The 17,428-nt window shown below is 41.1% G+C and carries 23 protein-coding genes and 1 tRNA gene; 11 read left to right on the top strand and 13 right to left on the bottom strand.

The window, feature by feature from the left end; translation table 11 throughout:
* The 3 genes from mtgA to ACE5CV_RS19355 form a co-directional block, all read left to right on the top strand.
* A partial coding sequence (gene mtgA, locus ACE5CV_RS19345; protein WP_374951850.1) for a monofunctional biosynthetic peptidoglycan transglycosylase occupies positions 1-553 on the top strand: 553 nt, incomplete at its 5' end.
* 81 nt (positions 554-634) lie between these two features.
* On the top strand, positions 635-1,198 hold the full coding sequence (locus tag ACE5CV_RS19350; RefSeq protein ID WP_374951851.1) for a hypothetical protein: 564 nt from the start codon (positions 635-637) through the stop codon (positions 1,196-1,198).
* Between the two features lie 64 nt (positions 1,199-1,262).
* Positions 1,263-1,610, top strand: coding sequence for a DUF1801 domain-containing protein (locus ACE5CV_RS19355; RefSeq protein ID WP_374951888.1), 348 nt, complete (start codon positions 1,263-1,265; stop codon positions 1,608-1,610).
* Positions 1,611-1,624: 14 nt separating this feature from the next.
* Here ACE5CV_RS19355 and ACE5CV_RS19360 read toward each other — a convergent pair whose 3' ends face one another.
* The 3 genes from ACE5CV_RS19360 to ACE5CV_RS19370 all read right to left on the bottom strand — a co-directional run bounded on the left by ACE5CV_RS19360 (position 1,625) and on the right by ACE5CV_RS19370 (position 3,205).
* Positions 1,625-2,227: a YdeI family protein gene (locus tag ACE5CV_RS19360; RefSeq protein ID WP_374951852.1), complete on the bottom strand. Its 603-nt coding sequence runs from the start codon at positions 2,225-2,227 to the stop codon at positions 1,625-1,627.
* Positions 2,228-2,428: 201 nt separating this feature from the next.
* Positions 2,429-2,716, bottom strand: a complete 288-nt coding sequence (locus ACE5CV_RS19365) for a YciI family protein (protein WP_374951853.1) — start codon at positions 2,714-2,716, stop codon at positions 2,429-2,431.
* A 6-nt stretch (positions 2,717-2,722) separates the two neighbouring features.
* Positions 2,723-3,205 (bottom strand): ABC transporter ATPase, encoded by a 483-nt coding sequence (locus ACE5CV_RS19370; protein ID WP_374951854.1) that lies wholly within the window; start codon positions 3,203-3,205, stop codon positions 2,723-2,725.
* Positions 3,206-3,345: 140 nt separating this feature from the next.
* On the opposite strand from ACE5CV_RS19370, the gene ACE5CV_RS19375 reads away from it, so the two are divergent.
* A complete protein-coding gene (locus ACE5CV_RS19375) occupies positions 3,346-3,738 on the top strand; it encodes a hypothetical protein (RefSeq protein WP_374951855.1) in 393 nt (130 codons plus the stop codon).
* Here ACE5CV_RS19375 and ACE5CV_RS19380 read toward each other — a convergent pair whose 3' ends face one another.
* The 3 genes from ACE5CV_RS19380 to ACE5CV_RS19390 are packed head-to-tail and all read right to left on the bottom strand — an operon-like array spanning position 3,739 to position 6,262.
* Positions 3,739-4,527, bottom strand: a complete 789-nt coding sequence (locus ACE5CV_RS19380; protein WP_374951856.1) for a (Fe-S)-binding protein — start codon at positions 4,525-4,527, stop codon at positions 3,739-3,741.
* On the bottom strand, positions 4,527-4,961 hold the full coding sequence (locus ACE5CV_RS19385) for a DUF2750 domain-containing protein (protein ID WP_374951857.1): 435 nt from the start codon (positions 4,959-4,961) through the stop codon (positions 4,527-4,529). Before ACE5CV_RS19385 ends, ACE5CV_RS19380 begins: the two co-directional genes overlap by 1 nt.
* Before the next feature lie 2 nt (positions 4,962-4,963).
* Positions 4,964-6,262 (bottom strand): 4Fe-4S dicluster domain-containing protein, encoded by a 1,299-nt coding sequence (locus tag ACE5CV_RS19390; RefSeq protein ID WP_374951858.1) that lies wholly within the window; start codon positions 6,260-6,262, stop codon positions 4,964-4,966.
* A 225-nt stretch (positions 6,263-6,487) separates the two neighbouring features.
* Here ACE5CV_RS19390 and ACE5CV_RS19395 point away from each other — a divergent pair.
* Both ACE5CV_RS19395 and ACE5CV_RS19400 read left to right on the top strand, forming a co-directional pair.
* A tRNA-Phe gene (locus ACE5CV_RS19395) sits at positions 6,488-6,560 on the top strand.
* A gap of 244 nt (positions 6,561-6,804) precedes the next feature.
* Positions 6,805-7,077: a hypothetical protein gene (locus ACE5CV_RS19400; RefSeq protein WP_374951859.1), complete on the top strand. Its 273-nt coding sequence runs from the start codon at positions 6,805-6,807 to the stop codon at positions 7,075-7,077.
* A gap of 118 nt (positions 7,078-7,195) precedes the next feature.
* Here the strand turns inward: ACE5CV_RS19400 and ACE5CV_RS19405 are convergent, their stop codons facing one another.
* Together ACE5CV_RS19405 and ACE5CV_RS19410 are read right to left on the bottom strand one after the other, a co-directional pair.
* Entirely contained in the window at positions 7,196-7,429 is a 234-nt protein-coding gene (locus ACE5CV_RS19405) for a M949_RS01915 family surface polysaccharide biosynthesis protein (protein WP_374951860.1), read from the bottom strand.
* 106 nt (positions 7,430-7,535) lie between these two features.
* Positions 7,536-7,913, bottom strand: a complete 378-nt coding sequence (locus ACE5CV_RS19410; protein WP_374951861.1) for a hypothetical protein — start codon at positions 7,911-7,913, stop codon at positions 7,536-7,538.
* A gap of 141 nt (positions 7,914-8,054) precedes the next feature.
* On the opposite strand from ACE5CV_RS19410, the gene ACE5CV_RS19415 reads away from it, so the two are divergent.
* Together ACE5CV_RS19415 and ACE5CV_RS19420 are read left to right on the top strand one after the other, a co-directional pair.
* Positions 8,055-8,843 carry a M48 family metalloprotease gene (locus ACE5CV_RS19415; RefSeq protein WP_374951862.1) on the top strand — a complete coding sequence of 263 codons (789 nt, stop codon included), beginning with the start codon at positions 8,055-8,057 and terminating at the stop codon, positions 8,841-8,843.
* 165 nt (positions 8,844-9,008) lie between these two features.
* Positions 9,009-9,176 carry a hypothetical protein gene (locus ACE5CV_RS19420; RefSeq protein WP_374951863.1) on the top strand — a complete coding sequence of 56 codons (168 nt, stop codon included), beginning with the start codon at positions 9,009-9,011 and terminating at the stop codon, positions 9,174-9,176.
* Between the two features lie 427 nt (positions 9,177-9,603).
* On the opposite strand, the gene ACE5CV_RS19425 is transcribed toward ACE5CV_RS19420, so the two are convergent.
* The 3 genes from ACE5CV_RS19425 to ACE5CV_RS19435 all read right to left on the bottom strand — a co-directional run bounded on the left by ACE5CV_RS19425 (position 9,604) and on the right by ACE5CV_RS19435 (position 11,757).
* Entirely contained in the window at positions 9,604-10,602 is a 999-nt protein-coding gene (locus tag ACE5CV_RS19425) for a hypothetical protein (protein ID WP_374951864.1), read from the bottom strand.
* A 182-nt stretch (positions 10,603-10,784) separates the two neighbouring features.
* Positions 10,785-11,186: a hypothetical protein gene (locus ACE5CV_RS19430; RefSeq protein ID WP_374951865.1), complete on the bottom strand. Its 402-nt coding sequence runs from the start codon at positions 11,184-11,186 to the stop codon at positions 10,785-10,787.
* Between the two features lie 7 nt (positions 11,187-11,193).
* Positions 11,194-11,757, bottom strand: coding sequence for a hypothetical protein (locus ACE5CV_RS19435; protein WP_374951866.1), 564 nt, complete (start codon positions 11,755-11,757; stop codon positions 11,194-11,196).
* A gap of 186 nt (positions 11,758-11,943) precedes the next feature.
* Here ACE5CV_RS19435 and ACE5CV_RS19440 point away from each other — a divergent pair, with 186 nt between their 5' ends.
* Together ACE5CV_RS19440 and ACE5CV_RS19445 are read left to right on the top strand one after the other, a co-directional pair.
* On the top strand, positions 11,944-12,954 hold the full coding sequence (locus ACE5CV_RS19440; protein ID WP_374951867.1) for a hypothetical protein: 1,011 nt from the start codon (positions 11,944-11,946) through the stop codon (positions 12,952-12,954).
* A gap of 1 nt (position 12,955) precedes the next feature.
* A complete protein-coding gene (locus ACE5CV_RS19445; RefSeq protein WP_374951868.1) occupies positions 12,956-15,097 on the top strand; it encodes a hypothetical protein in 2,142 nt (713 codons plus the stop codon).
* Between the two features lie 194 nt (positions 15,098-15,291).
* On the opposite strand, the gene ACE5CV_RS19450 is transcribed toward ACE5CV_RS19445, so the two are convergent.
* Positions 15,292-15,900, bottom strand: coding sequence for a hypothetical protein (locus tag ACE5CV_RS19450; RefSeq protein WP_374951869.1), 609 nt, complete (start codon positions 15,898-15,900; stop codon positions 15,292-15,294).
* Between the two features lie 261 nt (positions 15,901-16,161).
* Complete coding sequence (locus tag ACE5CV_RS19455) at positions 16,162-16,653, bottom strand: hypothetical protein (protein ID WP_374951870.1); 492 nt, start codon at positions 16,651-16,653, stop codon at positions 16,162-16,164.
* 206 nt (positions 16,654-16,859) lie between these two features.
* Here ACE5CV_RS19455 and ACE5CV_RS19460 point away from each other — a divergent pair, with 206 nt between their 5' ends.
* Entirely contained in the window at positions 16,860-17,249 is a 390-nt protein-coding gene (locus ACE5CV_RS19460) for a hypothetical protein (RefSeq protein ID WP_374951871.1), read from the top strand.
* Positions 17,250-17,428: the final 179 nt, after the last annotated feature.

Consider the following 17,428-nt stretch of genomic DNA (forward strand, 5'->3'; position numbering starts at 1 on the left):
TGAACGAAAAGGCCGCGGGCTTGATTGGAAGATAGACAAAAAGTGGGTAAAGTTTGATGACATTGCCGACCCCATGAAACGCGCTGCAGTAGCGGCCGAAGATCAAACTTTTTTAGAAAATCACGGGTTTGATTTTCATGCCATACAAAAGGCGATCATAAAAAACTCCAAAAGTAAAAAACTCATAGGTGGCAGTACCATCACACAGCAAACCGCCAAAAACGTTTTTCTTTATCCAGGCCGCTCTTTTGTACGCAAAGGGTTTGAAGCTTGGTTTACCGTTCTAATAGAAACCTTTTGGAGTAAAAAACGCATCATGGAGGTTTACCTTAATGTTATTGAAATGGGCGATGGCATTTACGGTATCGAGGCTGCATCACAGGCATATTTTCATAAACCGGCTGCCAGGCTTACTACCCGCCAGGCAGCAGCTATTGCGGTTATTTTCCCCAGCCCGTTAAAATGGTCGGCTACGAAGCCTACTCGCTATTTACAACGCAGGCAATACCTCATTCGTGCCAACATGCGCAGGATGGGTCCGCTTGATTTTTAACGATTGTTACGCCTCAAACAGTACGGGTCATTGTTTCGTAACGGTTAAAAACTTAACTTTACTTACCATTATAACCTAACTATGAGGCTGCTACCTGCATTTTTTTCAATTTGCGTTATTGCATTGCTACTGGGCGGCTGTAAAAAAGACGCGCCTATTTATCCGCCAGAGGGTACAACCCCTACCGGTACAACAGGTACAGTTACCGAGCCCGAAGTGGACAATGGCATTGACCCACCTGTTGATGAGACTTACACGGTTCCTATCGGTGCCGCAAATACAATCGTTTTTAAGATAGACAATGCCGAGCCGGTCACCCTAACCAGGCCGACTGCCGATGTAACAGCACCCGATCCGAAAGCTTTGACGGGCTATACCAGCATAGTGGTTGATCAGGTGACGCCGGAGGTATTATTCCAGCTTAATTTTTCTGCAGTAAGTGTTGGCGAACGGGCGAATGACCTACTCGGACTATTGTACGAGAATTTCAAATTATCAGATGATGGCAGCGGTAAAGTAAAAACTACCACCTTTAAAAAAATTGATGGTAAGTATCGTATCAGGGGCTATTTTAAAGTGCTTGCAACAGACGGAGGGGATGGCAGCAAGCATGTTGTTGTAGGATCGTACAATATTGCCCAGTAATGGCTAAATTACGCTTACGAAGCAAGAATAGGCATCTGCGCATATCCAAAAACTTGATAGCAGTATCAGGGATGCCGTTCAGTTGATCCGCGAAGTCATTTTAAGTGCCGACGACGAAGTTGCCGAACAGATAAAGTGGAACAATCCAAGCTTTTACTACAACGGCCCAATGGCTAGTTTTGATGCGAAAGAATACAAGCGGGACATAGCCGTTATGAACCTGTATAAAAACCGCATTATGCTTGTTTTGCCCAACAGTGCAAAAATTAATGATCCCACAAACCTGCTAACCGGCGATTATAAGGATGGCAGGCGCCTGATCGTATTTAATGACTTTGCCGATGTACAAGCTAAAGCCAACGCGCTGCAGGTTGTGATCAAGGCATGGCTCGCGCTTGTTGACAAATCTTAGCAACCTTCTAAGCGCTACTTATATTTCCAGTGCCGGGGTTTGCCCTCTCCTATCCATTCTAGTGCTGTTTGCAAACGTTTATCGCGGGTTGCATCAGTCTTGGCCTCTGTTACCCATTCTATATACTCACGCTTTTGCGACGGGCTGAATTTTTCGAAGGTGAATAATGCCTCAGGATTGGTTTTAAGCGCTTCGATAAAATAGTCGGGCACCGGAAGCTCTGCCTTGGCAGGGAAAGTTTTTTTTGCCACGACCGCGCCATTTTCATTTAACGCAATTGCCTGTTTGATCAGGCCGGTTAAAATTTCTTTGGCCGGAAGGTCATTTATAGTAAATATAGGCCCAAAGCTGCCAGCCTTTCCATCGCCAATTTTGAGTGCACCATGCTGATCATCTAATAGCGTTGCTTTCCAAAATCCAAATGAACTATAATTCTTGAACGTAGCCATCTGGCATACCGGTCCTTTATAATCAAAGAACGGCGTGTTCCATTTCATTGTTTCGGTAATGCCCGGCGCAGCTTCATGTACCATTTCGCGAATGTAGTTTAAAACCTCTTGTGCCGGTTCGGTTGCTCTTGCTATGTAGTCATCAACCCTGTTATCAAACTTTTGCATAATGCAATTTATGCATTCGCAATTGGTAAAAAAAATAACTTATATATCTGCTATCGATCCCTCAAATCAATGTTAACTTTTTTGACCGACAATTACCATTAACTGTCTTATTATCAATAAGATAAAAGCATTTTTAAATAGAAAAGTGTAAACCTTTGTTAACCTTTTTCACAAATTATATAACACATAAACAGCATCTGGCTATCTGATCAAGCCTTTGAGATGAGGGTGCGTTTGAGATGCAAGAAACTCCGTTATGGTAAATTCGGCTAACTTATGCTGATGAAAAGGGTCTTCGGTAATGATCTTTTCAAGAATCTCCTTTGAGTCGGCCTGGGCAATGATGATGCCGCCGGTACGCGGCACTTTGCGGCCGCTCATGATGAACACATCGGCCTTGTAGTACTTTTTGAGGTACTTTACATGCGAATCCATATGCTTGTCAAGTTCTGCCAGTGGGGCAATATAGTTAAGGCTGATAATGAACATAGCTTACTACGCAACCAGATCCCTGAACAATTGAATATGCCAGCTGTCCTTAAACGGAACTTCCCATTTAGTTTCCAGCTCAGCCACGTTTTGTACAAGGTTGTTGAATACAATGGTTTCAGTTGTGATAGTCCCGTTCTTAAGCAGATCTTCAAATTGATGGCGCGGTACAGAAATAATTTCGTTTCCATCACGATACGCCAGGTTAAAGCGGTCAAAAAGGCTCAGCCCAAACTCCTGCTCCAACTGCTTCATAAAATTAACGGATTTGTCAATAGAGCAACCGCTGGCACCTGCCTGGCTTTCATCTACAATCAACACTAAAAAACGGCTGTAACGGATCTCGGCTTTGGCCTTTAACTGGTTGTTGTGGGCTGTCCATCCGCGGGTAAAATTATCCAGCTGCATTTGGACTTGTACCAGTTCATCAGCCGTTAATTTCCTGTCTGATTGATAGATCCAAACCCTTGATTGTGAAGAAAATTCCATACAACAAATTTATTCAATTTATTAACTTGGGCGTATTAAAAGTTGTCATGCTAAAATCAATTCCGCCTAAGTTCTATAAAGCATTATCTATAATTGTATTATTAACTATAACTGTATTTTTAAGCAGTTATCGAACTTTTATGAGCGACCAGGAATGGATTAACTGGAGCAACAAATTCCTGACAGAGAGCTTCGAGCCAGCCGTTGGGCCTAAGCTGAAGAAGTACGAGATCATGCTTACTCCAGATCATTTTATTCGTTTGCGAAAAACTTATCAACAAGGTAAACAGGAGTATTATTCCTTTAGTATAAAACGATTTGCAGCCATTACTTACCTTAACAGCGGTGTATCAACCGATACTTTAAAACTGCAAACACAGGCTGATGACATTATTGTTCAAACCTATAACGATCCGAAGGGAGATGTAGACTCGATGGCTACTACATTGAACATCCCGGTAAAGAAAATAGCCGCCAGCAAGATCGATAGCTTAAAACTGGCACTTTCAGTTTTAAAGGCCAGGAGCCTTTAGTTACAGTCCGTTAGCCCTTGCTGTTATTTCTGCAATATCTAGCACTTTTATTTCCTGGTCTTTATCCATGTGCTTAACGCCATCGCTCATCATGGTCATACAAAACGGACAAGCCGACGCTACGATTTGTGCCTTTGCCTCTAATACATCGGTCATCCGTTCCATGTTGACGTCTTTTTTACCCGGCTCGGGTTCTTTAAACATCTGTGCCCCCCCTGCACCACAACATAAGCCGTTGCTTTTGCAGCGTTTCATCTCTACCAGTTCGGTATCCAATATTTCCAGCGCGGCACGCGGGGCTTCGTAAACATCGTTCCCACGGCCAAGGTAGCACGGATCATGAAAGGTGATACGGCGGCCCTTGAAGCTTTCGCCACCTTCAGCTTTTAATTTACCTTCATTAATCAATCCCTGTATTAATTGCGTATGATGGATCACTTCGTAATTGCCACCCAAACCCGGATATTCGTTGGCAATTGTATTAAAGCAATGCGGGCATCCGGTCACTATCTTTTTGATGTTATAGCCGTTTAATACCTCAATATTGGTCATGGCCTGCATCTGAAACAGCAATTCATTACCGGCCCGTTTTGCAGGGTCGCCGGTGCAACTTTCTTCGGTACCTAAAACCGCGTAGCTTATGCCAACATGCTGTAATATTTTACAGATGTCGCGGGTTATCTTTTGCGCGCGCTCATCAAAGCTACCGGCACAGCCAACCCAAAAAAGTATCTCTGGTTCTTTACCTTCGGCAGCCATCCGGGCCATTGTGGGAATAGTTTGCTCCATTAATCTTCGCTTATCTCTTTAATAAAATCGTCCAAACTACTATAGTTACTAAATTTAATAGCCGAATTGATAGCCTTTAACCTGTTTAAGATATCCAACACAACTTCGGCGGCATCTACTTCCTTACCCAGCATATTTGCATCCCAGTTGGTGCCTACAAGGGTATCGTTTTCATCCATACCGGTACACCAGTCTTCCAAAAAAATATTTAAGGGGATCTCTGCCGGCGAAAAGCTTTTCCAATCATCACGGGCGCAGATCTTCGCGTAAGCACGTTCTGACCAAAACGGCACCACGCTCACTTCTTCATCCTCGGCCGATTCGGTATTGGCCCAACCGGTTTTGCTTCGTAAACCCCAAACCAATTTGGTTGCGGCCACCCGCTCTACAAATTGGGTGTATTTACTTTGTATGATCTCGTCTTGCTGTGCCATGTTTAGTTCTTTTCTGCCCAATTAAACCTGTCGGCCTGGCTATATTTCCAAGGGGCGCCGTTATTTTCCATATTACCAAACATGTTGTTCAGGCTGGCAGGTGCCTGCGATTCTTCCATAACAATATACCTGCGCATCTCAGTAATGATCTCTAAAGGATTAATATTTACCGGGCATGCCTCTACACATGCATTACAGGTGGTACAAGCCCACAATTCTTCGCGTGTGATATAGTTGTCGAGTAGTGCCTTATCATCGGTATAATCCTTACCATGCTTATCCAGGTTATTGCCAACCTCAGTAAGTCTGTCACGGGTATCCATCATTATTTTTCTTGGCGATAAAAGCTTACCGGTAATATTGGCCGGGCAAACAGATGTGCACCTGCCGCATTCTGTACAGGTATAGGCTTCCATCAGGTTTTTCCAGGTAAGGTCGGTTACGTCTTTGGCGCCAAACCGGCTTACCTCTGCAGGCTCAGGTACAAAGTTAGGATCAAGCATGGCCTTAACCTCGTTGGTTACTGACGCCATATTGCCAAATTCGCCTTTAGGATCGAGCTTTGAGTAGTAAACAGAAGGGAAAGCCAGCAGGATATGAAAGTGCTTTGAGTAAGGCAAATAGTTTAAGAAAGCCAAAATCCCGATGATGTGAAACCACCAGCAGCCACGCTCGATACCGGCCAAAGCACCGGTTGTTGACGGTAATAACGGGTTGAGCAGCGCACTCACGGGAAAACTGCCCGCTTCTACATAATGCCCAAAATGTAATAATTGCAGCTTATGGTCGGCCGCATTCATGGTCAGGAATGCCGTCATCAGCAAAATCTCGATGCCAAGAATATAGTTAGCATCTGATTTTGGCCAGTTAGTCATCTCTGTACCACTAAAGCGTTTTAACTTGAGGAGATTACGCCTTGCCAAAAACACTATGCATGAAACCAGCACCAATAATGCCAATACCTCGAACCCGCCTATGAGCAGTCCATAAAAACTGCCCAGCGGCTTAGAAAATACCCTGTGTGATCCAAAAATACCATCGATCATTATCTCCAGCACCTCGAGGTTAATGATCACGAACCCTATATAAATAAAAAAGTGCATCACCGCGGCAACCGGGCGCTTAACCATTTTAGTTTGGCCCATAGCAACCCTAGCCATAATAGCCCAACGTTCGGCTGGGCGGTCGCTGCGGTCGGTGTCGCGGCCTAGTAAGATATTGCGCCTAACCTTTGCAACGTTTTTCCCGAACAGGTAAACCGCTGCCAATAGTATGATGATAAATATAACCTGTCCGATCATTATGTTATGCGTGCATAGTATTTTAAGCTAAAGTATGGATTTGTTTTAACGTTGCAATGCCTGTAAAGTTGAAAAAAATAATCAATAATAATTCAAATCCTAACCTGCTGAAATTCAAGAAGTCCAAATAGCAGATCACATTTCCACCCATATATTTCACAAAAAAGTACAAAAAAGCTTTACAGAAATAAAAAAAAAGCTACATTTGCAAACCTTAAACGGAGCGGTATCATAGCTCAGTCGGTAGAGCAAAGGACTGAAAATCCTTGTGTCGCTGGTTCGATCCCAGCTGATACCACTAAAACGAGTATCAACTCATATCAAAACCCTGTAAATATCTGATTTACAGGGGTTTTTTTGTTTCCCGCCAGATCAAAATAACCCATAGTTTCTCAATGTTTATGATACCTAAAAGGATACCTGTTCTAGTTTCTTACTTTCGAGGTATCAGCAAATAGTGTTATTTGCGCTGTTTTGAGTGCTTTTGATACCCGTTTTTAAGGACCGTCCACAAAGCGGCCTTTATAAAAAACTATAGTACTGTGCTGCAAAAAAAGATGGCTGCAATTAAGCAAGGAAAAGTGGAAGCATTCATCGTAAGTGAAGCACTCAATCCTTACATTTATAATGGTAAAAACTTTAAATCCTTTTACACTGATTGCGGAGATGCTAACGAGGCCAAGTTTCCATCCTTTGAGGTGATAACCAGCTTTTATACTGCTAGCCATCAGCTAAATTACCAGGAACACTTCTCGTTTTTAAGAACAGTTAAGGGGTATAAACTCATAGCTATGTCGTTAAAATCAACAAAGTAATTTCTTTACATAGTTTCCAGCACATATTTATCCCATAACATACCAGCATTTAACGCGAAATTAGCGGGTGCCTTCTTAAACTCATCGCTGGTAATTATACCCCCATCATGCTCGGCAGCTATGCCAACCTTAATTTGCCTATGCCTCTTTGGGCGTATTTAGTGGCGCCTTCGTGCATAATGATCTTTAGTTCATTTGGGCTTACATCGCCACGGCATCTAAGTCGGTAAGCCACCCAAACTTCAGACTTCCAGTTTTTATCAAGGTCTGTAATGGTAATACTTCCGGGTACAAAGTTGGCAACCATATCAATTTTACAATCTGTTACCATACCGTGCAGTTGCCATACCAAAGCCGCGGGTGCTGCAGCGTTAATCTTGTAGACGTAGCTATAAAGATGGGCCTGTTTAAATTTTAGAAAAAAATATCAATGTAATCGGTCGTTTGCTTGTCACAGTTTAACATCTGTTGTAAGCGCCAGTATTTTCTTTACCGGAAGCCCGAAAAACAGCAGGACCATTCAGTTCACAAGGTTCCCCGTTATTGATATAGGAAATACGCGAAACAACTTTCCCATCAAAAAACAACTCCCGTCCTACTACCTCAAAATTCCCTTTAATAGTAACATAATTATTTTGTGCTTTATCTCTCTGTTCTCCTTCTATACTGTATGACCCCTTCCCCGACTGCTTTATCATGACCGTATCCGAATGAGCTTTATCGAAACCGATCCATTGAATACTAAATGAATGGGTGCCGATTCTAATAGTTTTAGGCTGGCAATAGGCCATTGCCGATAAAAAAATGAAGTGAAGAGAAAAGATTATTGACCGCATGGTGGTGTTATAGTTTCCACATCAACACAAATATATAATTACTGTTTGCCTGCAGTTTTTGGAATGATTATAAAGTTTATATAAAACATTTGCATAAAGGAGGTGTTGGAAACATACAACACTCAATCTAACCTCTATCCTATGAAAAAACCCCTAACTCTTTTAGCCATTGCAGGCCTTATCGCTTTAAGTGCATCAATTGCCTCTGCCCAGATCAAATTAAATTCTAAAGGTTTAGGTGCCTTAAGTAAAGGCGTTAAGGCCGTAACATTTTCTGATGCAGACGCTGCTAAGCTTGCTTCCGAAGCTGTTGCGTATATGGATACGCATAACCCAGTTGCAGCAAACAATGACCCCTACACGGTAAGGTTAAAAAAGCTATTCGCCAAACATCAGGACGAAGGCGGCATGAAGCTTAACTTTAAAGTTTATAAGGTAAAAGATATCAATGCTTTTGCATGTGCTGATGGCAGCGTGCGGGTTTTCTCATCATTGATGGACATAATGACTGATGAAGAACTTTTAGGCATTATTGGCCATGAAATAGGCCACGTAGCTAATAAAGATTCAAGGGACGCCGTTAAAAGCGCTTACAAAAGAGAGGCTATGATGGATGCTGCATCATCTCAATCAGGTGCGATTAATACGTTATCTGAAAGCCAATTGGGTAGTTTTGCTACCGCTTTATTAGATAGCAGGTATAGCCGCAAGCAAGAGAGTGAAGCTGATGACTATTCTTACAACTTTATGAAGCAGCATAATTACAAGGTTACTGCCCTGGCAAGCGCTTTCAAAAAGTTTGCAGATATGGAAAAATCGTCTGGTACGGAGAGAAGTAAATCTGAAAAAATGCTGAGCTCACACCCCGACAGTTCTGAACGTTCAGCAAAGGTTTTGGAAAAAGCTAAAAAAGACGGTCTGACAAAGTAGATCCGACTGTATCCTACCAACAGACAGACGAATCATTATCTTATTGATCTGTTGGTAGGGTTTATAATAAATCATGTGTCATGTTTAACAGAACCTTTAAACTGTAAGGTTTGCTGAAACTAATCATGTAAGTAGTGTTAACAACACACATAAGCGTCAAAAGCAATGCTGTCATTTCTTTTAGGTAATAACAATGGTGTTGAAAACAGCGACCAAAATAACAAAATCATGAACGCCTTAGGTCCGGGTATAGCTCAAAATTGGCCTAAGATCAAACCTTATGCCGACAAGTCGTTAGCCGCTGCTCAGGATGACGCGACGTTGAAACCCTAGCTCGTGAAGTTTATCCCTGGCTGTCTATGATGGTGCGTTTAGTCCATTTTCAAAGCATATTGGAGAACATGTTGACAGCCCCTGGGCTTTAGCTTTGCGATGCGGCAATTGGAGGCACAAACTGGATGAAGCGCGCAGCAAATTTGAATTTGATAGAAGCAACCAGCAATTCAAAAAGGCCTGTATCTAGGGGATCCAAAATTACATCAGCAAGCATTGTATACCGATACCCTTGACCTTCAACAATATTATGAAAATATTATAGCTTCCGAAAATGACAAACCTTAAAACTTCTCATCAGTGGGCGAATGATTTAGCTAAGCCTACTATATAGGCAAAAAGAAAAAGAACCAGCATCGTCGCTATCAGTAAAGCGCTCCAGTTGGTTTGAATTTAGTTTCTTTCTCCTTAGCCGGTCAAATTCAGGTTACTCGCCTCGACATTTTGCCGTGAACAGTGGTTTGGAATCCAGCCTCACCTGCCCGGTACTTTTACTTACCGGTAGTTTACCATATCGATAAACTACGTTCATGCCATTATAATCACCATCCTTTTCAGATTTATTTTCTTCACCTTCTAGATAATTGCGAAAGCTGATGTATGCGTTTTTCTGTTTGTCGAAACGATAGTTGAGGGTGTCTTTTTCCACGCCCGGTTCCGCTTCTTTAAAATAAGGGTTGTACCATACAGTTTCGGGATCCAGCGAGATATTGAGTAATTGTTTGATCGCCTTTAATTCGCCCTTCGCATCACTCAACGGTTTCCGTTTTGATTCCTTTCCGTCAAAATACAATTTACCATTTTTAATCTCGGCATTAAAATCCTGCGACTGCTCTTGAGCATGTGCTGTTTCATATCTGGCAATAAAGTCGTTGTAATGGTCCGCGTTATCGAAGGTATAAATCTGCCATTCAGATCCGGCGACTATACTTCCTCCCTGATCGACGGGGCGTGCGGTCAATACAATCTTGGTCGGCTGGCCGGCAAACTTGCCGATATAAGGAAATTCAGTGCAGTTAGGCGAATCGTTAAAGACTTGTTTTACATTTTTGCTGGAAGCATCAAAACCTATAGCAGCACCACCTGCGGTATCAAATCCCTCAAAAAATACGCGGATGCTATCGCCAAGTTTAGGGTTATGCTTGCCGTAAAGGTCAAATCCTGCTTGCTTAACCTTTGGTTTAAATAATACGGTGGAATCTTTGATTTCCCAACTACCCATAGACGCACCTCCAAAAAATATAACAACAAACCTATGATCGGGCAAAACAAATAGTGTAGCACCGCCTTGTGGATCGCCGCCGTTGCCTGTGGCATATTCACCTGCTATATCCGGTTCAGGTTTAGCCGATTTACAGGACACCTCCATTATTAATAAGAAACACATGAACAAGACTGGCAATAGTATAAAGCGGTTAGGTTTCATGGGCGATTTTTGGTTGTACAAATAAAAACTCCGGTATGGCTGCTTTGTTTGATTGCGGTTGGTGCGGTGGTTATCGGCTAGGAAAATTTGAGATGAATGATTGATATCATCATTATCAAGGTAGTATTAGGTGTCACAGTTCTGACGCCTAACTAACTACTTGGTGTCAATATTTTGGCAAATTACTTTTTATAAGATTGTTGTTCAAGCATTTTAACATCTGCATAAAAACGGTTTAACCAATCTTTACCATACTCCGATTCAATTATTTTAAAGTATTTAGGGTTATCCTTTTCGTATTTATTTCTCTCTGCAGGAAGCGCTTCGCAACCGCCCTCAATACGCTGGTACCTGATATTCCATTTTTTAATTACACTATCAAAAGCCGCATAATATCCTTCCGGTGGTGGCTCGCCAAAATGGTAGTCTACCCATTTTAAACTTATATCAACAACGGCACCAGGGGTAGCAACCTTTACATCTGCCCGGCCATTATGTTGAGTACAGGAGACACAGCAAGTTAATATTAAAAATATGAAACAGGTACTATATGCAACTTGAGATAGGGCCTTCCTTTTCTGCATCGTTTAGTTATTTATACATTAATTGCATATTGCCGACACAAAATTCTTTGGTGGTATAAGCCTTATAAATCCGGCCCGTAGTTACCAACATTTCAGTGGCTCTGCTATCGACAGGAATAATTTTCGATCCCTCCATAAGCCGGGTAGGCCGACCATCTCTTATGTAATAACGATATTGCGTTTTAGTTACCTTACCAATAGCTGGCCCGCCGACGATCGTTTCAAGACCGAAAAAAAACTTGCTTTTATAGTAATAATACTCGTTTACCCAACTTCCATCTCCTATTGCACCTGATTCTGTTATTTTAACAATATCATTATTTTTAAAGTAATAGTTTACTACTCCCCCGTCCACACAACCGGAACTTTGATAAGTGAATTGCTTTTTAGTAAGTTTATCCGAGTTGATTTGCTGATAGGCTATACGAATAGCAAAGATATCTGCTTCAGGTGTTTTCTGACTTCTTGCATCACCACCTGCTGATTGAGAAAATGATCGGGTAGCAAGTAATACCAAAATCATTAACAACAAAGTTTTAATTGGGAAATATAACTTGTTGTAGGTGTGCATAGATGTTTTTTTAATAACAGGCTTCTGTATGCCTTGTTTTGATAAGATGTCTATAAAAGCGAATCTTAGCAGTCGGATAGGTAATAGCCCGGTATATTAAATAAATTTGAGTGAACGCAATATTTCTTTTAGCTTAACATAAGCACAACTGATTTGAGCTTCTTATATTGCTATTTTTGTACTGACATGAGAAGCTGGTGCGTTTTAAGTTTTTTTTTATTTGCGCTTATTTCGTGTAAGCACAAGGAAGATCCACAAGCGGCTTTTTATTATTGGAAAACGATATACCAAACCAATAGTGTACAAAAAGACCTATTAAATAAAACAGGCAATAATAAACTTTATCTCCGTTTTTTTGACGTAACCTGGGATGAACATAAGCACGATGTAAAACCAAACGCGGTTGTACATATAAATGAAAGCTTGACTGGGCTGCGGGTAATTCCGGTAATTTTTATCAGCAATCGTGTTTTTGAGCGCATTGCGTTTTCAGGAGCAGATAGCCTGGCAAAAAAATGCCATGACTTGGTTTCCATTTTGGCTGCTAAGGCAAACTGTTCTGTTCAGTCAGTACAGATAGATTGCGACTGGACGGAGAGTACAAAAGAAAAATACTTTTCATTTCTAAAGTTTTTCAAGGCTTTTTCCAGGCACAGTGTGCAGGCCACCATCCGTCTTCATCAGGTTAAATATCGCGAACGTACGGGCGTACCGCCGGTTGACAAAGGCGTACTAATGTTCTATAACATGGGTAAGATCACAGCAGGCGGAACAGCAAGCTCCATTTACAATGAGAAAGATGCGGCCAGATACCTAAGCCGGTTGGGTTCTTATCCGCTGCCACTGGATGTCGCATTACCCTTGTTTTCTTGGGTAATACAAAGCCGCGACGGAAAATTGATCCAGATCTATTCAAAAATAACTTGTAATGAATTAAAAGATCAAAGGTATTTCGGGGCGTTAAAAGATGGCTTTCGCGCAAAGAAATCTTTGTTTTTGAAAGGCGTCTATATCAAGGCAAATGATAATTTCAAGCCCGAGAAGACTAATGCGGATATCCTTAAAAAAGCAGCCGATCAATTGTCTGATCAGTTACCTTCTTTAAAAAACAGAACAATAATATATTATGAATTGGCTAATATCAACCTGCCGGAATTTACGTCCGAGACGCTCAATAAGGTCACTAATAGCTTTTAGTTTGGTACTTTTAACCGGTGCAGGTGTAGTTTGGGCTTGCTCGGATTTTTCCTACGATGATACATCATCGTTTGCCCCGGAGTACTTTGTACGTAAAAAGTATAGTCCTTTTTTTTATGATAGTTATAATCACTATTATAACATGGCCGATACAGATTTTTTGACAGATAATATCAACCGTTTTGCTGTGCTGACTGAAAAAGACTGGAGTGATTACCTTGGCACACAGCTTACACCCAAACAAATCAAATTCCTGCTCTTTAAAGCCAATTACAAACAAGTTGATTCTATAAAGGCAATTGTAAACAGTAAATTGAACTGGCAAGGAAAAACCTTTTTTAACTATTTACCGCTTGCCAAAGATTGTGAAGCTTATAGTGTTAACGAAGATATCGGCTGGTACGAAAAAACACCGCGTAAGCCTGTTGCAGTATCAATAGAGGGCCGGATTACGAATGCGCTGTCTGCTTACAAAGATCCGTTCATCCGACAGCGATTATGGTTTCAATTAGTGCGTTACCAATATTTCAGGGACACAACAGGTGTAAAAACCGGCCCTGCATTTTATAAGTATGAAAAGGAATTCCCCCGTAACTTAATGTACTACCGCGCACTGGGTTACCTGGCTGGCTCTGAATACCTGCAAGGGCGTTATGCACAGGCTAATTATCATTACAGCCTTTGCTATAATTACACTTGGCAAATGATGTTGCCAAGCCAATGGAGTTTTCATCCTCAGGAAGAGGCAGACTGGAATGAGACCTTAAAACTGGCGAGGACCCCGGAGGAGAAAATTACGTTGTGGCATTTGATGGGCATACAGTACGACGAACGACGGGCATTGCGCGAGATTGTAAAATTAAATCCCCGGTCTGATAAAATGGATCTGTTGCTCAGCCGGATGATCAATATTTTGGAAAACGATGGTGGCGCAGAGGACAAAGTAAAATTACATAAAAACCTTGCCGAAGATATCAGCCTGGTGGACGGCATTGCAGCCCGTACTGATCTAATCAATCCACTATACTGGCACCTTGCAGCCGGGTATCTGCACTATTTAGATAACGACTATACCGGCGCGGCAAAATGGTACCGCAAAGCCAAGCCCGAATTTGCTGTAGCCAATATAGGTCTGCAAGCGCAATATAAGTTGTTAAATATATTGTTAGACGCCCGCCAATTGAAACGGTTAGATAACGTAGCCGAGCAAAAGCTTGTGGAGCCGCTTAACTGGCTAGCTGACCTGCGTGATAGTAAAAATTCGGTGCCTTACCTTCGATTTAATGATGCTCTTAAAGAAGTGACAAGTGCAATCGGTAAAATCTATTTAAAACAGCATAACAAGGTAAAAGCAAATTATTTTATAACTGTAGCCCGCTTTTACACCGACAGTATCCGCATTGACTCTGCTGAAAAGCTTTTAATTAAGGCTCAAAAAACACCATTTGAAAAAGCAATGCTCCGGTATTATCAGGTTACCGCGCCCGAGCTGTTTTATCATCAGGCATTAATAGCCATTTATAAAGAAAATACCCGCTCAGCAATTAAATTCATGGAACGTGCAGATAGTCTTAAAAATGTTTTATTACCGGCTGATCCTTTTTATAGCAGGCTAATTGATTGCCACGACTGTGAATTTGATGAACCTAAAAAGGACTATACGCCCATCAGTTTCCTCAAAAAAATAAGTGCATTAAAAGCTAATTTACTAACCGGCAAGCAAAAGTATCAAAGCGCGTTAATGCTTGGAGGCGCATATTATAATTTAACGCATTATGGCAATTCCCGCCAATTTTTTCAAACCAATTTAACAGGACTTTATAGCTCTCAGCCTGATTACTACCCCGAAGAATATCAAAGGATGTTTACCGCACAAAACCTTGCTGAAAAGTATTACCATATCGCGCTCAACAATGCAGTAACGCCTGAACAAAAGGCCAGGGCTGCATTCCTGCTAAGTAAGTGCGAACGTAATAGCTATTATAATAACTATATTGGTAAGGAAGGGCCGCCCGGCAATATTCCTCCCGCCGGCCAATGGTTCGCAACATTAAAGAACAAATTTGCCAACACGGCTTACTATCGGGAAGTATTGGAAGAGTGCGGATACTTTCGCACATATGTCAATGCAACCGTTAAATAAATTACAATATCCCAGCCAAAGGGAGAGAATGGCTGCAGAATACCACGCAACTACCGGAAAGTCAATGGTCGTATAAAAATCAACTAAAAAATCAACTGTTAGGGATGTGCTAATAATCAGGCCCCAGTAGATCCATAATATGGATACACCTGTTTGAAAGACAAGTGAGTGCTTTATTTTAGGATGTTCACGTTTTACTGCCACCACTTACATTCTTCTTCGGCTTTTGCCCGTCTAACTTTATCACTTCGTTCGTCACCAGTTAACAAGTTATAATTTTGCCAAGCGTTGTTCGCATATTTTTTATTTACATAAAACTCACCGGCGCCTATATCCAAATTGCCACTCTCCGGAATGCGGAAGTCGCCCCAGTTACATTTTTTAATTTTCCCAAAACTGTAAGATGTCCAGGTGGCGGTGCACTGATTATTGTCGAACCCATCCGCCCCCCCATTTAATATATTGTATTGAATTTTATTCTTTTTATCCAGGTACCAATTTGAGATAAGTTTTCCCTTTATACGGCCGCTCCCGCGTTGTCGTTTGTCTTCCCGGAAATCAACAATGCATTCAACCTTGCCTTCGCTATAATCGGGAAACTCTTTGTTCTTGTCATTATATATAACTGCTTTTACTACTGTAATGGTTCTGCTAACGTGGAGAATGTGGTCTTTTACTTTAGTTTTACCTTGCACGTTGTATCGATAGTGATTTTTAGCATCTTTAATAATTGCTGTATAGTGGATGTAAAAACGCTGATAATCTTTGCCTATAAAACCCAGGGGTTCGGGGAATCCGCCCATTGTGTGCTGCTGTCGGGGTAGTTAAGTTTGGTACCGATCCATAAAGGCACAAGGTTATAGTGGACTAACTGCTTTGTAACTCGCAAAGTTTGAGGCTGCTGAACCATTTTGCCCATGTGGGTGTTATACAGCATTATGACAGTTAAAATGCTTTAATCATCGATGTACAAGTTTACTGATCATCTGTTATATCGTGTTCACTTTTGCTGCAAGCAATAAGAATTTATTTCGGCGCTTGATTAATGGCCCCTATTTATTCAGTCAAAGTTCCAAACCAAACGTAAGTTCGTTTAGCATAAGCTTTTGGGTAAAATTTTTTAATATCGCCAACTGATTTTTAACAAAAGCAGATCCTGCATCGCCTATACAACGTACAACAATATAGTAACATTGGGATAAACCTTGATAAGCGTTGGAATATTCTACAGAAACATAATCATCATTAGCAGCAAGTCCATTGCCCCGCGCCGGGTAGTAGGGATATTGATCACGATCAATGTCACGGCCGCTATAGATATCTCCTAAGCTTAATGTAAGCCCTGTTTTTTTGTTAGGCTTTAATCTTCGCAGATCAAAGTCCTTATTGAGGCAACGTGCGGCTTCTTTTGCAACGCATAGTGCCTTATTGTACCTTTTTGTGCTTTTAATAATAATTATCTCCTTTGGAATGTTGATATTATAACGTTCCTGTGCGCTGCAAGCAGTCGCACCAAGCAAAATCAATGAAAAGCATATCAAAAAAACTTTAATCATGCTTTCATATTTGATAGCAATCCAGAATGTAAAGTGGAAAAAAATTATAAATTAATAGCATAAACTTCTCAATAACCCACTTGTTTCATTCTTAAGAGTTTATTAGAAAATATCCTGTTTTGAAACATGCCGGTATGTGAGATTGTCCGGCTATGTGATAGTATTTGTTGCACATCAATTATAGTATTAAAATTTATGGCGCTCATATGTACGAGATCTATAAAATAAAGGAAACAGACTTACATGCAGCGGCCTGGCGAACGATAAAGAAAGCTATCAAACTAATGGTGGTTATTTATATAATATTTACTGTCTACATTATCTGGCAGGATCAGCTTAGCTTAAACGTTATATTAACATGTGCTATCGGTATTCTTCCAGCTTACACGTTAGCCTTGTTGATAGCGTATTCTTTACTTAAAAGTATCTACCGAACTTTAAGGGTGGTTGTGGATGATGATGGTGTTGAATTTTATATCCGCGGAAACGATAAAAAAATAAGCTGGAGTAATTTACGAATAGTTAAACAGGAAAATGGCACCATACAATTACAATACAAGCACATTTCGGCCATGTTTAGTAAATTAACAGGCTAGGGGAACATCAACTGATACCTGAAATCGAGCGTTTTGATGAATTATTGGCAGAAATTGATAAGTATAAAGTTATAGATAAATGGTCTTTTGGTTAATGGATTACAAGCGATTACCGATTTGATCATCAATTCATAGGATATCGGGTGTGCCAATAAAATAGATGATCAACATCCATCCTA

The sequence above is a fragment of the Mucilaginibacter sp. genome (assembly GCF_964263795.1).
GTDB lineage: Bacteria > Bacteroidota > Bacteroidia > Sphingobacteriales > Sphingobacteriaceae > Mucilaginibacter.